This is a genomic window from Psychrobacillus sp. BM2 (assembly GCF_048572895.1).
In the GTDB taxonomy this organism is placed as follows: domain Bacteria; phylum Bacillota; class Bacilli; order Bacillales_A; family Planococcaceae; genus Psychrobacillus.
In genome coordinates this window covers 2,251,990-2,267,138 of the sequence record NZ_CP183878.1, presented here as the reverse complement: position 1 = coordinate 2,267,138, position 15,149 = coordinate 2,251,990, and the positions used below count along the sequence as shown (strand labels likewise).

The window sequence follows — 15,149 nt, the reverse complement described above, 5'->3', positions numbered from 1 at the left end:
ACGATTTTGTATCTTAAAATGGAAGGTGATATTTGGATGAGTGAAAGAGATACTTTAAGTTTTAATTTGCTTAGATTGAATAGGCTATTTACTGTAATGGTAGGAAGAATAGGATTATGGAAAATGTGTGACTTTATTCTATTGAAACTTATAAAGAATAAATCAAATTAAATAAGAAAACAAACGAGGCACTTCAGTCAATGAGGTGTCTTTTATTATGTCTAAAAACTAAAGAAAGAAGGAGGGAATTGTATTGAGTGTTATTAAGAAAGACGATAAATTGGCAAAGCTTATTTTATTAAAAGAGCTGAAGATAAAGAAGGCACGTGAAAACTTTTACGAATTCTGTAAAGTCATAAATCCTCAATTCTTTACAAAAGGTAAGGAAGGATATACGAAAGAAATATGTGATACGTTGCAATCATTATATCAAGGCAATTTATTAAAGAAGAATGGCGAGCAATTTAAGAATATTTCTATCAATCTCCCTCCTTCATTTGGTAAGTCATATATGGCTAAATTGTTTAGTGCGTGGATGTTGGGCGATAACTTGAAGAATCAAATAATGACAGCTTCATACAATGAAGATTTCGCTACATTATTCAGTAAAGAAGTAAGAGGATTTATTTCAGAAGGTAAATCACCAGAATCGTTTGGTGTTCAATATGGTGACATCTATCCAGAAATTAAATTGAAACATGGCAATAGTTCAGCAGGGCATTGGGCAGTAGAAGGAAATTATATGTCTTTTGCAGCTACTTCTCCTGGTGGTTCATCTACTGGTAAACGAGGAAACATCCATATTATCGATGATTTAATAAAGGATCATAATGTGGCATTCAATGAGAAGGAATTACAACACTTATTTGAATGGTATGCAAATACATTCTTGTCTCGAAAGTCTCAAGGTGGTATTACCATTATGATTTCTACAAGGTGGGCAACTTCTGACGTTTGTGGAAAGTTGATTTCTAAGAATCCAGATGATTGGTATGTATTGACGATGCCAGCGTGCATTGATGAAGCTAAAAAAGAAATGCTATGTGATGAAATTTGTAATTGGGATACATACATATCCATTAGAGAAATAATGTCTCCTTTGATATTCTCAGCTAACTATTTACAAAAACCACTCGATTTCTACGGACGTTTATACTCCTCATTTAAACAATATACAAAACTTCCAACAGATGAATTAAACAGACCTATATTTGAAAAGATAATTGCTTATATAGATACTGCGGATAAAGGTAGTGATTACCTTTGTGCAATTGTAGCAGGTGTTTATCAAAAGGAATTATTTGTTTTAGATGTTCTTTATACAAAAGACGATATGAGCATAACAGAAAGACAAACGGCTGAAATGTTAAATAAGCATGAGGTAAATATTGCACATATTGAATCGAATAATGGTGGTCAAGGCTTCGCACGTTCAGTAGAAAGAATACTGCGTGGAGAATTCAATAATCATCTAACTACTATCAAGCCATTTCACCAATCAAAGAATAAAGAATCACGCATTCTTTCCATGTCTTCAGCAGTGGAGCGATTAGTTTATTTCCCTAGTAACTGGTTGAGCAAATGGAATGAATTTTATCTTGCATTGATTTCATTTCAACGTGAATTCAAGAAAAATAAATTCGATGATAGCGCAGACTGTATCACTGGATTGGTAGAGACCATTGAAAATACTGCTAAACCAATTACGGCAGTTAAATCTATATATAACTATTAAATAGGAAGAAAAGAGGTTGAGATAGTGAATACTGCTATTCAAAATAAGATACGAAGAAAATTAAATAATGGAGCTACCATTAATAGCATCATGATTGAAGAATTAATTGCGGATCATTCTCCTATTGCTGAAAAAACACTAGGGTTATGGAAAAGGTATAAAGGTGAAGTTCCTATTAAACATCGAGAGCTACCTGAGTATGTAACAAATGAAAAAATCGCAAATGATTTCTTTGGTTCTATTGTTAATCAAAAAGTAGGTTACTTTGCAGGGATTCCGATTAACTATGATTTAGACAAAACGAAATATGAAGTGGGAAAAGATGAAAGTAATGAAGAAGTAAGAAAAGCGTTAAATACAACTTCTCTAGGTCAATACAAGAAACACGCTGAAACAATCAATGATTTTATTTTGAGAAATAATATGCATGATTTAGATTCAGAAATGACTAAGATATTAGCAGTGTGTGGTCATGCAGGTCGTAAGATGTATATAGACAAAAATGGCTTTGAACGAGTGGTAAATGTGAAGCCATATGAAACGATATTCCTTCTGAATGAACATAAGGAAGTAGAGTATGCTTTGCGGTACTATATTGAATACAACATAGATGATGAACTTGTAACTCACGTTGAATTTTACGATGGGTCACAGGTTTTTTATTTTGTAGAAAATTCACAAGACACTAAATCAGAAGGTGAAAAATTCGTTTTAAATATTGCTGGTTATCCAGATAATCCTAAAATGCATTTATTTGATTATTGTCCTTTTGTATTCTTTCAAAACAATGAAGAAAGTCAATCCGATTTAGAAAAAGTATTAGATTTAATCGACAACTATGATACTGTTCTATCCAATAATTCAAATGAATTGAATGGGTTTTTACTTGCTTATATGTATTTTGAAGGTGAAATGCCAGATGAGAAAGTAATGGAACAAGTTAAAAAAATAGGAGCTTTTCATATTCCTGTAGGCTCTAAAATTGGATATGTCACGAAACAATTAGATCCTACATTTGGTGATTCATTCCTTGACCGTGTGGAAGGGAACATTCAACGCTTTTCACAGTCTGTAGATTTCTTAGATGAATCATTTGGCAATATTTCAGGAATCGCATTGCAATATAAGCTACAAGCGTTATCCAATAAAAGTATCTCATTAGAATCGAAATTCAAGCGTTCATTGTCTGAAATGATGAAAATTGTTACATCTACATGGGAGAAACGCAAAGTGAATGTGTACTATCTGGATGTGTTCTTTACATTCAAGCGTAATCTACCTGTGGATTATGAGTATGAAGCTAAAGTAACTGGATTGTTACAAGGAAAAGTTTCTGAGCGTACTCGTTTAACATTGCTATCATTCATTGATGATGTTGAATATGAATTAGAAGAAATGAAAAAAGATGCAGAAGCGTATTCCGTTCCATATACAGACCCGAATACTCCTGTAGATAAAGAATACAATTTAGATAATTTACCTAAAGATGAGTGATAAATAATGAATAAAAATCAGTATGTAAAATATCAGAAGCTAATTAAAACGATACAAAGCAAAAAAGAACGTGATATAGCTCAAGAGTATTTAAATACATTAAAAGCAATGAAATTAGATGTTTCCGACATGTTTGAACAGTATGGGGAGAATGGTCTTGTTAAACGTGAGACGATACAACAATATGGGCGATTAACTCAATTAGAGAATAAGTTGATGGAACATATTAAAAGCCTTACCAAAACACAAATTCAACATACCCAAGAAGCTATTACGGAAGTATTTAAAGAGTCATATTATTCCCGTGGTCATTCAATTGAATTATTAGCAGGTATGTCCATTTACAACAAGATACATCCATCGTTATTAGAGGAAGTCATTAATAACAATATGGACACTATCAAATGGTCAGAGCGAGCTACTGATAACAATACATTGCTTGTAAGACAATTGAGGGAAACTGTAATGAGTGGTCTTGTTCTAGGATGGGGCTATGATGCAATGGCTAGAGAGCTAACAAAAAGAATGGATATAGGTAAGAACAAAGCAGTAACAATTGTTCAAACTGAAACACATCGAAGCTTACAAGAAGCCAACTTGAAATCTATGGAACGTGCAAGAGAAAAAGGGGTAGTCATGAAAAAAAGATGGCTTTCAACTTTAGATTCTCGAACACGTAATAGTCATAGAAATTTAGATGGTCAAACAATAGAGGTAGATGAATACTTTGTTTCTCGAAATGGAAATGAAGCACTAGCACCAGGTAAGTTCGGTGTTGCTTCAGAAGACATCAAATGTAGGTGCGATATGATAGCAATATTTGATGGATTTGAGCCTACCGTTCGTAGAGCGCGTAACGAAGCAGGCGAAGGCGAAATAATCGTTTATAAGAATTACGATGAATGGAAAGAAAATTTAACCTAAAAAATAAAATGGGATGCATTAAATTTAACTCTTTTGAGGGAAATCGAATTGCATAACAAGAGGAGAAAATAAAAATGGAAAACTTATTAAAATTGAATTTACAATATTTTGCTGAAGAAGGTACTACTACAGATACAACCACTACTACAGAAACAAATGAGGATTCAACAACTACTGGTAATGAAGAAAACACAGAATCTAAAGTATTGACACAAGAAGATGTTCTGAAAATGATTCAATCAGAAACAGACAAAGTTCGCTCAGACTACTCTAAGAAGCTAAAAGATAAAGAAAAAGAATTAGAGGATTTAAAAGTAGCTAAAATGTCTGCTGAAGATAAGAAACAACATGAAGAGGATTTGTTACGACAAGAAAACGAATCTTTGAAGAAAGATAAATTGCGTTATATTGCTATAGAACATCTAGCTAAGAACACTTTACCTTTAGAAGTTGCTGAATTTGTTGTAACAGGTGATGAAGCATCAACTATTGAACGAATTGGCATCTTTAAAAATGTTTTCGATAGTGCAGTAGCTGCAAAAGTAAATGATACTTTCAAAGCAAGTGGTACACAACACGTTCATGGTAATGGTGCAGTAACAGTTACAAAAGAAGATTTCAATAAAATGAATGTTACTGAGAGAACGAAGTTATTTAACGAAAATCCAGAGCTATATAAACAACTAAAAAAATAAATAGTGATATAAGAGGCAACTTCTAAATTGAAGTTGTCTCTTTTTTATGCCGTCTTGTTTCGGACTTTTAGACCCTAAAGATAAAAGTACTACAAATATAAAATAGGAGTGTTCTTAAATGACACAAACAAAATTATCGAACTTAGTAAATCCAGAAGTAATGGCAGATATGATTTCAGCGAATCTTCCAAAGAAAATCAAATTTGCACCTGTTGCACGTGTTGATAGAACGTTAGTAAATCAACCAGGAGATACAATTACAATTCCACGCTTCGAATACATCGGTGAAGCTGAAGATGTCGCTGAAGGTGTTGCTATCGGAACAACAGTTCTAACTACTTCACGTCAATCCGCTAAAGTTAAAAAAGCAGGAAAAGCAATTGAAATTACAGATGAGTCAGCTCTTTCTGGTCATGGTGATCCAGTTTCTGAATCAGAAGATCAATTAGAAAAATCTATTGCTGATAAAGTAGATTCAGATTGTGTAGCAGCGCTTGAGACGGCTACTTTAGAATTTGTTACTGGTCTTAAAATTTCTTACGATACTATTGTAGATGCTATCGATCAATTTGGTGAAGAAGATGATGAAGTGAAAATTTTATTCATCCATCCAAACCAAAAGTCTACATTACGTAAAGATTCTCAATATCTTGGTAATGTACCAGATGCATTCATGAAAGGTGTAGTAGGTGAAATTGCAGGAGCTCAAGTAGTAACATCTTCAAAAGTTCCATTTAATGCAGAAACAAACACTTACACTAACTTCATTGTAAAAGAAGGAGCATTAGCTATCTATCTTAAACGTGACGTAGAAATTGAAACAGACCGTGACATCCTAAAGAAAACTACTGTTCTAGCAGCAGACCAACACTATGTTACAGCACTAGAAAATGAATCAAAAGTAGTTAAGTTAGTTGTAGGAAAATAATTATTTGTTTGATGAGAGTAGCATAGTGCTACTCTTTTTTTACTTTTAAGTTGGAGGTGGAAATTCATGATGTTACGTAGATATCACGATAAAAAAGAAGTTGCAGAAGACACTAAAGCACCAGTTAAGGTAACTGAAACTAGTGTAGAGGTTGAAGTTGCTGAAGCTGAAGAGAAAGAAGTAAAGGTAGACCAAAAGAAAAATAACCGAAGACAAACAGCAAAGCAAGGTGAAAAATAATGCTTAATTTTGATGTAGTTAAGGATTATCTAGGTATTTTTGATAATACAAAAGATATTCAAATAGGAGCACTAATTCCATCTGTATTGAAATTCGTTTCAATGCACATTGGTAAACCAATTACTGCTGAAGATGAGATAGATGAAGGGCTTGCTTTTATTGTTTCAAAGCTAATTGAATATTTTATGAAGGATGCAGGCTTAAAAAGTTATAGCTTGTCACGAGAATCTACAACTTTTTCGGATAGCATTCCTACTTATCTAATAGTAATGCTAGAGCCTTATAAAGCAGACACTTCGAAAGTATCGGACAAGATTCAGTTCTTCCCTATTACTGGTATACGATGATGGATTTAATTAGTGTTTATCGCAAACAAACTACTTTAACTAAGCTTAATCGTGAAGTGTTTACGATGATTAAAGAATTTGATGTTGGCGGTGTTATAGATTTATTGTCAGGTAGCACAAAAGAGATGTCCATGAAGATGGTGGAAGAATCTACGCACATTTTAATTTGCGGTATTGAAAATATTCAAATTGGTGACTGGATCACTTGTAACGGTAATAACAATCGTGTATATGAGGTTACATATCCAGACAATCCAATGGGTCGCAATCATCATTTAGAAGTAGAATTAAAGTTTTTGAGTGGCACAGTAATTGAGCAGTAATTGAAAGGTAGGTGCTTAATATTTCAATTCAAATAAATCTAAATTCCAATTTAAATGTCGTTAGTGCTGAACTAGAGCGAGCTATAGAAGCAACTTTAGAGACTATTGGTCTATACGTTAGCTCTGAAGCTAAAGTGCGTACACCTGTAGATACTGGTCTTCTGCGCTCATCTATTCACCACATTGTAGATTTACAAAAGAAAAAAGTTGAAGTAGGAACGAATGTTTCCTATGCAGAAATCATAGAGGTGGGAAGTTCTACACGAACACCACAACCATACCTTGTGCCAGCAGTAGAGGAAAACATACAAAACATTAATCGATTAGCTAAATCTACATTTGAGCAGTTTGGTCAATAAGTATGAGTAAAATAGCAACCAAATATCAATTTATTTTAGACATGCTATCCTCTATTGGCGCAAGGGTGTATACAGGTAAAGCATCGGACAAAGCTACATATCCTTATGCGGTAATCAACATAACAACTTCAAATAATCTTGATGAGCAATCAGACGGTTTATTTTTAGATGTTGATGTATGGGATATTGAAAAAGGAGCGAACTATGATGCGTTCTTTGCCATTGAAAACCTAACAGATTTAATTGATTCAAAGCTTAATTATCTACGTGCTAACGATAGTGAGCATGGATATATAGTCAATCAAATTAATCGCCTTACCATTACGGATGAGAACGATTCAATTGAAAGACGAAAGCTAAAATACTATGTAAAAACGTATAATCGTTATTAAAAAATTGGAGGAATATGAATGTCATTAAATTCACGCAACTATTCACAAGAAGTGGTTGACCACGTATGGATTGACGCAGGCGCAGTCTATATCAACACGAAATTTGAAGATGGGGCTTTTACAACTGGGGAGAAGCTTGGAGCGACAGAAGGCGGTAATGAATTTACGCTAAACGCTGAAATTCGTCACATCGCTGTTGATGGAGTGAAAGGTTCAGCCGTTGGACATAACGTTATTGAATCTGTTCAACCAGTTCTAAAAGTAAACCTAAAAGAAATCACTGCACGTAACTTAGCAATGGCTATTGCAGGTTCTGAAGTGGACTCAACAAATGAAGCATACGACATTATCAGTGGTACAGATTTCATTAAACTAGAAGAGTATGTTTCAAATATCGCTCTAGTTGGTCGTATCGGCACTGGTGGGACTCGTAGAGACGGCATCATTGTTCTCGAAAACGTGTTGCAAAAAGAACCTGTTGCAATAAAAACGTCTGACAAAGGTGAAGTTGTAATGACTCTTACTTTTGAAGCACATTACACGGCAGACCACATTAATACGGGTAGACATCCTTATAAGATTTACTATCCAAAGGAAGTTACAACAGTTTAATTCAATACCATTCCTACTCACGATTAAATTCATGAGTAGGTTTTTTAATTTAAAAAAACATATCAATGGGGGAGAAAGTAATGGAAAAAAATACTAAAAATGAATATCAAATGAAAGGGATTTACGTTTTCAGATATGCCAAAATCGCCAAGAGCTTGAATCTTGACCTAAAGGAAATCATGTCTGATGTTGCTAAAACCCTAAAACAGAATTCATCTAGCAAAACAGAAGATGCAGTAACAGAAGCAAAAGAAAACCCAATCGGACAGGTTGCAGTGTGGGGAACACTTCTAGCGAAATTAGTAGAAGAAGTGATTCAAAATATTGATGCCGTAGAGAAAGATTTAGTTTCCTTTATGGGGGCTGTATCTGGGAAAACGAAAAAAGAAATTGAGGAGTTAAATCCAGAGGAATTTATGAACATCGTTCATTGGCTTTTCAGTGGAGATAACTTAAAGGCTTTTACACGAGCTTGGGAGGGCTTGCAGAAGTAACAGAAGTAAAGTTCAAACATCTTTTCTATAGCAATTATGGCTCAGGAGCTACAGATATTCTTCATGGGGACATATTGGAGTGCATCGATCTTTATTACAATTTGTTGGAAGAAGTTGAAATAGATAAGACGTGGCAAGTGTATTTAACTCAGTTACCACGAATGGATAAAGACAGTTATGTTTCGTTTGAAGACTATAAATCTGGCATCTTTAATCCTAATAGCAATCAAAATTCAGAAGCAATTGTTTCTGATAATAGAACAGATGATGAACTGGAATCATACGCAGATTCGATTATGTTCGGCAACAGTTCACTCGAATTACGTGAGAAAAAAATTAAAGTAGGCGATAAAATTTGAACTTACTAGATCTTATTATTAGCGTTGCAGTCAATGACAGCGATGCCACAGATTCATTAAATCAGTTAAACAGTCGAGCTGAAGGAGTAGGCTCTAAGTTTAAAAGTGTTGGTTTAGGCATAGCTAAATTTGGAGCAATTGTTGCAACTGGAACAGTGGCAGCCGTTGGTGCGGTTGGAGCTATGGCTAAACCACTTGTTGAAGCGGCAGCCAGCGCTAAAGCAATGGAAGCACAGTTTGGATCAGTCTTTGATGGTATGGTGGATGAATCAAAAACGGCAATGGAAGCAATAGCAAAAGAAACAGGAATGTTACCTAACCGTATAAAGGGCACATTTACACAAATAGCAGCATTTGCCAAAACCACAGGAATGAATACCGCTGATTCTTTAGCTTTAACAGATAGAGCAACTAGAGCAGCAGCCGACAGCGCAGCTTTCTACGACAAATCGATAGAAAGTGCAGCGGAAAGCTTACAATCATTTTTAAAAGGTAACTTTGAAAATGATGCAGCACTAGGTATCTCTGCAACAGAGACAACAAGAAATGCAGCAGCTAATGAATTATACGGAAAATCATTTAAAAAGTTAGATGAATCACAAAAACAGCTCACACTATTGAAAATGGTTGAGGATGGAAACAAGCTCTCTGGAGCTCTCGGACAAGCCGCTAAAGAATCGGATGCATTCGAAAACCAAATAGGAAACCTAAAACAAGCATGGACAGATATCAAAGCTAAGTTTGGTGAACCTATTCTAGAGCCAGCTGTTAAGATGATCACTAAATTAGCAGCAACATTAGATGGGTTCGACGTCGAACCGGTTATAGCTAAATTCGAACAATTCGCCAGTTTTATAAATGTTAATGTAGTTTCTAGAGTAAGAGACGGATTCACTGTAATAAAAGCTTTATACGATTCTTTCATGAGTGTTTTAAATGGTACAGGAGAGGTCGGTGACATACTCGCCAAAATAGGGGTATCGCCAGAAAAAGCGCAACTAGTTCAGAGCTTTTTCCAAGGTGTCATAGATGGCTTTAATACATTTAAAGATGGTGCAACATCAGTTATTGAAGGGGTTAAAGCTTACCTCACTGGATATGTGGACTATGTAAAAGGCTTATTTACAGGAGAAGGCAACGTTGGTGAATCATTCGTCAGAATATTCAATGTAATAAAAGCCGTTGCAGTTCCAATTTTAGAACAGGTAATAGAATTTATAAAAACAAAACTGGATGAATTGAAAAAATTTTGGGATGAAAACGGAAAACAAATATCAGATGCCGTAAAAAATGTTTTCTCAGGAATAGCTAAAATACTTGAAGTTTTAATGCCTGCTATTTTATGGATAGTAGAAGAAGTCTGGGGTGCAATAAAAAATGTCATTAATGGAGCTCTAGATATTATCATGGGCTTAGTTAAGACTTTTTCGGGACTTTTTACTGGTGATTTCGGTAAAATGTGGGAAGGTATTGAACAGATATTCGGTGGAGCGTTAGAAGCAATTTGGGGACTATTGCAGTTAGGTTTACTTGGGAGAGTCTTCAAATTAATTAAAGGTTTTGGAAAAGCAGCAGGAGACACTGTTTCAGACATGGTAGTAGTGATGTCTAAAAAGTTTGATGATATAAGCCTTAAAGCATCAATTGTTTTTAATGCCGTGAAAGACGCAATCACGAAACCTATTAATACTGCAAAAGATAAAGTGAAAGAAGCAGTAGATTTCATAAAAAATCTTTTTGATACATTAAAAATTACACTACCACATATTAAAACACCTAGCTTCAAATTGAAAAATTGGTCTAACAATCCAACGGATTGGTTGGATCAAATGCCATCAATTGGAATTTCTTGGAATAAAAATGGTGGGGTGTTTAATGAGCCAACTATTTTCAATACAAGAAACGCAGGCTTACAAGGCGTAGGCGAGGCTGGAAGTGAGGCTATTTTGCCGTTGAATAAGAATACCTTTGAAGGTATTGGTACACCTATCGCTGAATATGTAGGGAAAATGATAGCTGATTTATTGGGCAACGGTAAAGATGGTGTCAATATAACGAATCATATTTATGCAAACAATTTAGATGAAGCTTCATTAGCAAGACAACAACGTAAGGAATTAGAAAAAATGGGATTAGCGTGGTGATTAAATGCAATTAGTCAAATATACAAATGCGTTAGATGTGGCAATTGATTTTAAAATTTCCTCTAAAGTTATCTTGCAACACATCGAAGGAACTGGAAATGTGGAAGCTAATCATCGTTCTTCTAATGCTCCATTTCAGAATGGTTCCAAACGTACTAAGACAAGTCTAAACAATCGTTTCATCAAGTTATCTGGAACACTGAAAGGGCAAAGTCGTAAAGAACTAGCATATTTGAAAGAAGTGCTATGCGGTGTTTTCAATCCTTCATTAGATGATGGGAAATTAGAATATGATGCAGGGAACGGAACGAAGTTCATCTATGCTATTCCAGAAGAGACTCCTATATTCAGTGAATATAGGGGCAATTCAGTCGCATTCATTATTGACCTAGTATGTCATGATCCATATTGGCACGATTTAGAGGATTCAATCCATACATTTACTTCACCTTATAGTGGGTTGTTTGAATTCCCATTTTCAGATTCATTTGAAATGGGAATTCACAATGAAATTGTAACCTTCGTAAATAAAGGTAATGCAGAAACTCCATTGTTTATTGAATTTGAGGGTGGTATTAAAAATGCCAAGCTCACAAATAAAACAAATGGTGAATGGATTGAAATCAAAAAGAAATTGGAATCAAATGAACGACTTATCATTAATTCAAATGTTGGTGAGAAGGAAGTTCGTATTATAAAAAATAATGGTGAAACCAGAAACGGATTTGGATTAATTACATTGGATTCTTCTACGTTCATGCACCTTGCAAAAGGTGAAAATGTAATTGAGTATGTAGCTGAATCTGATTCAGGATTAGCCGTATTACACCTTAAATGGAATAGTCGATATTTAGGTGTTTAATAATTTAGGAGGTAGACAATGACAGAAGTATCTCGCTTTTTTAACAGTTCGGAGTATCAAATTAGAAAATACAATGCTCAAGATTTCAGTAACTTTTTTGAAAAATTTATTAGTACAGGTTTACTTCATTCCGATGAAGAACCTTTTCTAAATGTTGTTTCCGATGAATCCACTCCATTAAAAGTAAAGGTAGTTGAAGGTGCGGCAGTCATCAAAGGACACTTATATGATAATACTAGTGAACTGTATTTAGATATTGAACCATCTGACAGTGTATTTGATCGGATTGATCGTGTAGTCATTCGTTATGATAATCGCATTGAAACACTAGATATTAAAGCATTTGTGTTGAAGGGACTACCGTCAATTAATCCAGTAGCTCCTGTATTGACACGAGAGCAAGATGTATTTGAGATTTCTCTAGCACAGATTAGAGTGAGTTCTAATACAAGTGTTATTACATCATCAGCCATTACTGATGAGCGCTTAGATGTTACCGTATGCGGTTTGGCGCATTCTCAATTTACAATCCCTTATGAAGAATTCAAGCGTAGTTTCAATCAATTCAAAGACCAATTGAACAGTGATTTTTATAACTGGGTTCAACAAATTGATGAGCAAGTAGAAGTATCAGATTTACGAAAAGAAATTGAATTGATAAAACGCAATCAAATTGAATTCAATATTCAACAATATTTACAAGGTAAATTTGGTGAAGGCGATAGAGGATATTTCTTTGACATCCTAAAGGATTTGACGAAGATTGACTCATCTAATACAACTGCAACTATTGACCATGACAAATTGCAAATAGGTTTACCTGTAAGCTCTTTGAGTGGTCGTGTAACTTGGAAAACTCATCCTATTGGATTTGTATCGAATAAAGTAAAACATTTTCACACTAGACCAATTGGGCAACTATTAGAAGTAACTGAAGATGCTCTAGGCGGTCAAAATGAAATTAAAGTGAAAAATATTGAAGTAACAATTACGGAGGTAAATTAATATGGTACAAGTGCAACGAGTAGCTGATTTACCTCTAGGCTCAAAAATTAAAATGGGCAAGTTTAAATTTAAAGGTGATACTCCCATTATTTGGAGAGTGGTTTCAAATAATCACTGGGAAAAGGATTCAAACTATCCTTTGAATTCCGTTACATTGATTACAGATGAAATTATTCACCAAATGGCACGTGATGGAAAAGAGCCCGACAATGCTCTAACAGATCGTGCTGCTTATGGAAACAATCGTTATCGCTTGTCCAATATTAGACAGTGGCTAAATACTAACTTGGGTGCTAACAATTGGTACTATCCTCAAAACATAAAAGGTGAATTCCACTGGAATGACAGAGATACACCACCAGACAATACGCATATTGTTTTAGATTTACGACAATATCCATATGCTGACCTTCAAGGCTTTGCTTCAATGTTTAAGGAATATGAACAAAATCTAATCCTTCCAACTAAAGTTAAAACTGGCACTCATCCCGAATACGATTATTCGCCTACTATTGGCAATGAAAATGGGAGCTTTGATTTGACTGAAGATAAGTTCTTTTTACCTTCTATTACTGAATTAGGATTCGGAACAAATATCTATCAAGAAATTAATCCGAATGAAGGAGTAGAAGAAGGAGCATTAATTGATTATTTTGCAGACGTTGAAAATCGTAAATCTACAATGACCGATTCATGCTATGAACTTTCAAAATACAGTACATGGACTTTTGCAAGTATGGGATATACGGCTGATTCAAATAATTATCAATACATGACACGCTCATCTCATTTAGACTCCTCTAGTCGCTTCTATCTTGCTACAGATGTTGCTACAATTGCTTCAGCATCCAATGATACATATTCTATCCGTCCAATGTGTAACGTAACTGCTGACACGCTAGTTTCAACTACACCAGACGAAGATGGAATTTATTATATCATTGCGAATGTAGCCCCAACAGTTGAAATTGATTCTATTGATGTATTAGATGTTAAATTCAATATTTTTGATATGAATGGTTTTGCGACTGAAGTTAAAGTTTATTTTAACGGCGATTTGCTGAATACTTTCACTACTAATTTATCTAATGAATTAAGCGTGACAATTCCGTATAACGCAATCAATCCTACTAGCAATGAATTAATTTTCATTACAAAGGACAATGACAACCTAGAAGGAACTCAAACGTTTAAATTAGACTTTAAAAAAGAATTAATTAAACCTGGTAATACTGTTAGTGGTCGAAATGAAACGTTCATTGTAAACGACTTAGTAGATAATAATGACGGTACGGCTTCTTTAATAGTAAACCGTAATTTGAAATATCGAATCAATTCAGATAGACCTATTGAGAAATTGGAATTCAAATTCAAGCCTTTTGTTCATATTACTGAGGATTATCATTCGACTCCATCGTATGAGCCTATGAAATTTAATAGCGTTGAATATGACTTTGACAAAAATGAAGCAACTGAAGCTTGGGAAACTTCTGCTGAAGGTGTTTATGCTAAATCACAAATACAAATAAACCGTTCATCGATACATGATGAAATAGCGCTGAAGAAGGTTTCACAGATATTCAAATACAAAGAGGAAATGTAAGGTGATTAAATGACTCAATTAACATCCTACGACAATTTCAATTTGCATTTACTATTTGATCCAGAGATTATACTGGCAACAGTTACAATAAATGATATTGAAGTCAGTCAAATGATTATTTCAAGCAACAATTTGGTTATGAAATATCCAGTTAATCCATCCATGTTAGTAGAGGGTGTAAATGTCCTTAGAATTGAAACTGTGGATTCTTTGGGCGAAAAGGACACGAAAGTATTAGAAATCAATAAAGCCTTGTCAAACAATGGATTATTAGTTGGTTCAACCCTATTCGTTAAAGGCAAACAGTATGAGGTTACAGATATTGTTGGAGATGCTATTACTCTAAATAGAGAATTAGAGCATGATATTAATACTCATTCTTTTGTTGAAACGTCCGAATTCGAAGTAGTACCAAAAGCTGATGTCACGTTTTACAATCAAATGCCAGCTTACAAGTCGATGAACTTCGTAAAAGCTATTTATCATGATGGAATGATTGAAGAAGAATATGAGCTTGAAAATGTTCTTGGAGATATCCTTCATACCGAAATCACCCTGTCACGAGACGATGAAACAAAAACAATCAGTATTTCTAATATTGAGCGAATCTTAATACCTGACGAGGTGTAAAAA

At 34.4% G+C, this 15,149-nt stretch carries 18 protein-coding genes; all 18 read left to right on the top strand.

Features of this window, described 5'->3' with window-relative positions:
* The first annotated feature begins 253 nt into the window (after positions 1 to 253).
* The 18 genes from terL (at position 254) to ACN6MX_RS10950 (ending at position 15,146) form a co-directional block, all read left to right on the top strand.
* Positions 254 to 1,735 carry a phage terminase large subunit gene (gene terL, locus ACN6MX_RS11035; RefSeq protein WP_419958973.1) on the top strand — a complete coding sequence of 494 codons (1,482 nt, stop codon included), beginning with the start codon at positions 254 to 256 and terminating at the stop codon, positions 1,733 to 1,735.
* A gap of 24 nt (positions 1,736 to 1,759) precedes the next feature.
* Entirely contained in the window at positions 1,760 to 3,229 is a 1,470-nt protein-coding gene (locus ACN6MX_RS11030; RefSeq protein ID WP_419958972.1) for a phage portal protein, read from the top strand.
* A 6-nt stretch (positions 3,230 to 3,235) separates the two neighbouring features.
* The gene (locus tag ACN6MX_RS11025) at positions 3,236 to 4,153 is read left to right on the top strand and encodes a phage minor head protein (protein WP_419958971.1); all 918 of its coding nucleotides are present in this window, start codon (positions 3,236 to 3,238) and stop codon (positions 4,151 to 4,153) included.
* Positions 4,154 to 4,227: 74 nt separating this feature from the next.
* Positions 4,228 to 4,848, top strand: coding sequence for a DUF4355 domain-containing protein (locus tag ACN6MX_RS11020; RefSeq protein ID WP_419958970.1), 621 nt, complete (start codon positions 4,228 to 4,230; stop codon positions 4,846 to 4,848).
* 118 nt (positions 4,849 to 4,966) lie between these two features.
* Entirely contained in the window at positions 4,967 to 5,776 is an 810-nt protein-coding gene (locus ACN6MX_RS11015; protein WP_419958969.1) for a N4-gp56 family major capsid protein, read from the top strand.
* Positions 5,777 to 5,842: 66 nt separating this feature from the next.
* Positions 5,843 to 6,016 (top strand): hypothetical protein, encoded by a 174-nt coding sequence (locus ACN6MX_RS11010; RefSeq protein ID WP_419958968.1) that lies wholly within the window; start codon positions 5,843 to 5,845, stop codon positions 6,014 to 6,016.
* Positions 6,016 to 6,363 (top strand): hypothetical protein, encoded by a 348-nt coding sequence (locus ACN6MX_RS11005; protein ID WP_419958967.1) that lies wholly within the window; start codon positions 6,016 to 6,018, stop codon positions 6,361 to 6,363. The genes ACN6MX_RS11010 and ACN6MX_RS11005 overlap by 1 nt, the downstream gene beginning before the upstream one ends.
* 65 nt (positions 6,364 to 6,428) lie before the next feature.
* Complete coding sequence (locus ACN6MX_RS11000) at positions 6,429 to 6,686, top strand: hypothetical protein (protein WP_419958966.1); 258 nt, start codon at positions 6,429 to 6,431, stop codon at positions 6,684 to 6,686.
* 11 nt (positions 6,687 to 6,697) lie between these two features.
* Positions 6,698 to 7,045 (top strand): HK97-gp10 family putative phage morphogenesis protein, encoded by a 348-nt coding sequence (locus ACN6MX_RS10995; RefSeq protein ID WP_419958965.1) that lies wholly within the window; start codon positions 6,698 to 6,700, stop codon positions 7,043 to 7,045.
* A gap of 2 nt (positions 7,046 to 7,047) precedes the next feature.
* Positions 7,048 to 7,437, top strand: coding sequence for a hypothetical protein (locus tag ACN6MX_RS10990; protein WP_419958964.1), 390 nt, complete (start codon positions 7,048 to 7,050; stop codon positions 7,435 to 7,437).
* A gap of 18 nt (positions 7,438 to 7,455) precedes the next feature.
* Positions 7,456 to 8,049: a hypothetical protein gene (locus ACN6MX_RS10985; RefSeq protein WP_419958963.1), complete on the top strand. Its 594-nt coding sequence runs from the start codon at positions 7,456 to 7,458 to the stop codon at positions 8,047 to 8,049.
* Positions 8,050 to 8,129: 80 nt separating this feature from the next.
* Entirely contained in the window at positions 8,130 to 8,543 is a 414-nt protein-coding gene (locus tag ACN6MX_RS10980; protein WP_419958962.1) for a hypothetical protein, read from the top strand.
* Positions 8,522 to 8,902 carry a hypothetical protein gene (locus ACN6MX_RS10975; RefSeq protein ID WP_419958961.1) on the top strand — a complete coding sequence of 127 codons (381 nt, stop codon included), beginning with the start codon at positions 8,522 to 8,524 and terminating at the stop codon, positions 8,900 to 8,902. The genes ACN6MX_RS10980 and ACN6MX_RS10975 overlap by 22 nt, the downstream gene beginning before the upstream one ends.
* Positions 8,899 to 11,046: a phage tail protein gene (locus ACN6MX_RS10970; RefSeq protein WP_419958960.1), complete on the top strand. Its 2,148-nt coding sequence runs from the start codon at positions 8,899 to 8,901 to the stop codon at positions 11,044 to 11,046. The genes ACN6MX_RS10975 and ACN6MX_RS10970 overlap by 4 nt, the downstream gene beginning before the upstream one ends.
* Positions 11,047 to 11,050: 4 nt before the next feature.
* Complete coding sequence (locus ACN6MX_RS10965; RefSeq protein WP_419958959.1) at positions 11,051 to 11,908, top strand: phage distal tail protein; 858 nt, start codon at positions 11,051 to 11,053, stop codon at positions 11,906 to 11,908.
* A gap of 18 nt (positions 11,909 to 11,926) precedes the next feature.
* Entirely contained in the window at positions 11,927 to 12,913 is a 987-nt protein-coding gene (locus ACN6MX_RS10960; protein ID WP_419958958.1) for a hypothetical protein, read from the top strand.
* A 1-nt stretch (position 12,914) separates the two neighbouring features.
* Positions 12,915 to 14,516, top strand: coding sequence for a DUF6273 domain-containing protein (locus ACN6MX_RS10955; protein ID WP_419958957.1), 1,602 nt, complete (start codon positions 12,915 to 12,917; stop codon positions 14,514 to 14,516).
* A 9-nt stretch (positions 14,517 to 14,525) separates the two neighbouring features.
* Positions 14,526 to 15,146 carry a hypothetical protein gene (locus tag ACN6MX_RS10950; RefSeq protein ID WP_419958956.1) on the top strand — a complete coding sequence of 207 codons (621 nt, stop codon included), beginning with the start codon at positions 14,526 to 14,528 and terminating at the stop codon, positions 15,144 to 15,146.
* The last annotated feature ends 3 nt before the right edge of the window (positions 15,147 to 15,149 follow it).

What these genes read in the sequence shown, in the direction of transcription:
- ACN6MX_RS11020 (WP_419958970.1), top strand. Translation starts at nt 4,228, where the DNA reads ATGGAAAACTTATTAAAATTGAATTTACAATATTTTGCTGAAGAAGGT.
- ACN6MX_RS11000 (WP_419958966.1), top strand. Translation starts at nt 6,429, where the DNA reads ATGATTAAAGAATTTGATGTTGGCGGTGTTATAGATTTATTGTCAGGT.
- ACN6MX_RS10950 (WP_419958956.1), top strand. Translation starts at nt 14,526, where the DNA reads ATGACTCAATTAACATCCTACGACAATTTCAATTTGCATTTACTATTT.
- ACN6MX_RS10985 (WP_419958963.1), top strand. Translation starts at nt 7,456, where the DNA reads ATGTCATTAAATTCACGCAACTATTCACAAGAAGTGGTTGACCACGTA.
- ACN6MX_RS11010 (WP_419958968.1), top strand. Translation starts at nt 5,843, where the DNA reads ATGATGTTACGTAGATATCACGATAAAAAAGAAGTTGCAGAAGACACT.
- ACN6MX_RS10960 (WP_419958958.1), top strand. Translation starts at nt 11,927, where the DNA reads ATGACAGAAGTATCTCGCTTTTTTAACAGTTCGGAGTATCAAATTAGA.
- ACN6MX_RS11005 (WP_419958967.1), top strand. Translation starts at nt 6,016, where the DNA reads ATGCTTAATTTTGATGTAGTTAAGGATTATCTAGGTATTTTTGATAAT.
- ACN6MX_RS11025 (WP_419958971.1), top strand. Translation starts at nt 3,236, where the DNA reads ATGAATAAAAATCAGTATGTAAAATATCAGAAGCTAATTAAAACGATA.
- ACN6MX_RS10980 (WP_419958962.1), top strand. Translation starts at nt 8,130, where the DNA reads ATGGAAAAAAATACTAAAAATGAATATCAAATGAAAGGGATTTACGTT.
- ACN6MX_RS10990 (WP_419958964.1), top strand. Translation starts at nt 7,048, where the DNA reads ATGAGTAAAATAGCAACCAAATATCAATTTATTTTAGACATGCTATCC.
- ACN6MX_RS11015 (WP_419958969.1), top strand. Translation starts at nt 4,967, where the DNA reads ATGACACAAACAAAATTATCGAACTTAGTAAATCCAGAAGTAATGGCA.
- ACN6MX_RS10965 (WP_419958959.1), top strand. Translation starts at nt 11,051, where the DNA reads ATGCAATTAGTCAAATATACAAATGCGTTAGATGTGGCAATTGATTTT.
- ACN6MX_RS10955 (WP_419958957.1), top strand. Translation starts at nt 12,915, where the DNA reads ATGGTACAAGTGCAACGAGTAGCTGATTTACCTCTAGGCTCAAAAATT.